Origin of the sequence: Succinivibrio dextrinosolvens DSM 3072, from assembly GCF_900167015.1 — a bacterium.
GTDB lineage: Bacteria > Pseudomonadota > Gammaproteobacteria > Enterobacterales > Succinivibrionaceae > Succinivibrio > Succinivibrio dextrinosolvens.
Genome location: NZ_FUXX01000086.1, coordinates 1 through 2058, shown reverse-complemented (window position 1 = coordinate 2058; position 2058 = coordinate 1). Strand labels below are relative to the sequence as shown.

Sequence of the window (2058 nt, the reverse complement as noted above, 5' to 3'; positions counted from 1 at the left end):
CCTAAACTTTGTTAATTTTTATATGTTTAGGTTTCTAGTAGAGGCAGGACTAAAACTCCTGCCTTTATTTTGCCTGAGCCTCGAGCTTGTTTAAAACGATCTCCAGTTCATCAAGAGATCTGATGTCATCATCCTCATCTACGTCTTCTTCCTCTTTACCGACTTTTCCATATGGTTCAGGTGTTGGCAGAGGAATATCTAAAGCATTCAAAAGCTCTTTCTGAACACCGGTAACTTCTGAATAATAAGCACCATTTCTGAATACAGTCTGTTCAATCGAATCAAGCATAGCCAGAAGTTTGTTGTCAGAATCATAAGGAAGCTGCATTCCTTTTTTGCTGGCCAGATTAACTCTCTGACGGAACATCATACCAACAGCACAGGCCAGGAACATAACAAAAGCCTTTCCTTCAGTGGATTCGTTTTTTGCAGTTCTGAATCTGCTGCCACCTACAGTCTGTTTAATAACCTTAAAGACATCTTCGACTCTTTCTCTCTCATAGTAAGCTCTCCATGCTTCCACAGCATCATCTACATCATTGGAGATTAGGATTCTAATTCCCTTGGTTAAAAGGAATTCCGCTTTCTTAATATGATTGGTGGAATAGGCACCATTACCGATATCTTTAAGGAAATTCTCTCTGATAGAGTTTTCCTCCTGATTGAGAGGAATATTAGCTCTAAGCTTTTCTAAAACAGGCATGATGGTACGTTTCAAGAGTGAACTTTCACATTCAGCTCTAATGTTCTTATCCAGATAAAGATGCAGATAAAGAGAGGTTCTGGCCTTAACGGCTCTGCCTGTAGGAGTTTTGTCGTATGTAGGATAAGACCATTCACATCTGGTGGTAAGGCAGTAGCACTGAATCTTTGAATTGTAGGAACAGAAATCCTCAAGAGCAGAATAGTTTTCAGCAATGATTTGCTTTGCAAAGGTAAAGGAGTTTCTGCAGTTAATTACAAATCCAAGTTCACTTAGGATAAGCTCGTTAATGTTACGAATACTGCAGTAGCCTTTATCTGCGACAAGTATAGCTCTGCGGTTAATGCCGGTACGGATAATCTCAGAAATCAGATTTCTTACTGTAGAAACATCAGGGGTATTGCCGGTATAACATCTGTAGTACAGAGGTAGAGATGTTTCCTGATTAACCAGCATTAAAAGGTTAATCTGCTTTAGACTGTCTCCATCCTTGTTATGCCCCCATTTTGCTTTGGTAATACCCTCACTGTAGGTGGATATGGAGGTTGAATCCAGTGCGTAGTAGGTGTTTACTCTACCGGCCTGAGTCTTTTCCTTTTCAGTTACAAGCTCATTTAACTTGACCAGGAATCTGTCAATTTCATCAGGTGTTATTCTGGAGAATAAACGGGAAATCTGAGCTGCATCCAGTGGCTTTTGAAATGGAAGTCGGTGTTTTCTGGCAAAATCCTCATACAGATGAGTGGCAGAATTAGATGTCAGATACATGTAATAGGCAACAGACAGGAGCTTCTTATGACGACCATATTTTTCAAAGACTCTTTCAAGAGCGATTGTCAGAGGAGAATTGGCAATAACATTGTCTAAGGCCCATGTAGCACCGGCATTAAGTCTTAAAAGATTAAAAGCAGCTGTTAGAGAAATCATTTCATCAGCAGGCTCAAAGACAAATTCAAATACCTTTTTTGCTCCCTGCATTCTCTTAAATACTCTTTTTACAGTAAAGGATTTAAGTTCAGGATGCTCTTCCATAAAGGCATCTGTCCATTCAATAACGCCTTCAACTCCACCACCAATAATCTTACCTACGGTCTTATTCTGACCGGCAATACGTCTTGGCTGTTTAAGCTCCTTATCCCAGGCAATCTTATACGTGGATACATACTTGTACTTGCCCTGACCAACAACCATTAAAGGAGGAAGCTTAGGAATTTCAACAACAGCCATAATGTCACCTATATAAACACATATATTATATGTTTATATTATAATACAAAAATAAAGGAAAAGCTTATGTTTCTGCACTTTTCCTTAAAATTTAATTCCGTTATGTGTTTAAATTAACAAAGTTACGG

The 2058-nt window shown here is 38.9% G+C and carries 1 protein-coding gene; it reads right to left on the bottom strand.

Annotated features, from left to right (window positions below; all coding sequences use genetic code 11):
* Positions 1–64: 64 nt before the first annotated feature.
* Complete coding sequence (locus B5D46_RS11880) at positions 65–1930, bottom strand: IS1634 family transposase (protein WP_078929635.1); 1866 nt, start codon at positions 1928–1930, stop codon at positions 65–67.
* Between the last annotated feature and the right edge of the window lie 128 nt (positions 1931–2058).

Coding starts and splice junctions, on each gene's coding strand:
- B5D46_RS11880 (WP_078929635.1), bottom strand. CDS start 1,930: ATGGCTGTTGTTGAAATTCCTAAGCTTCCTCCTTTAATGGTTGTTGGT.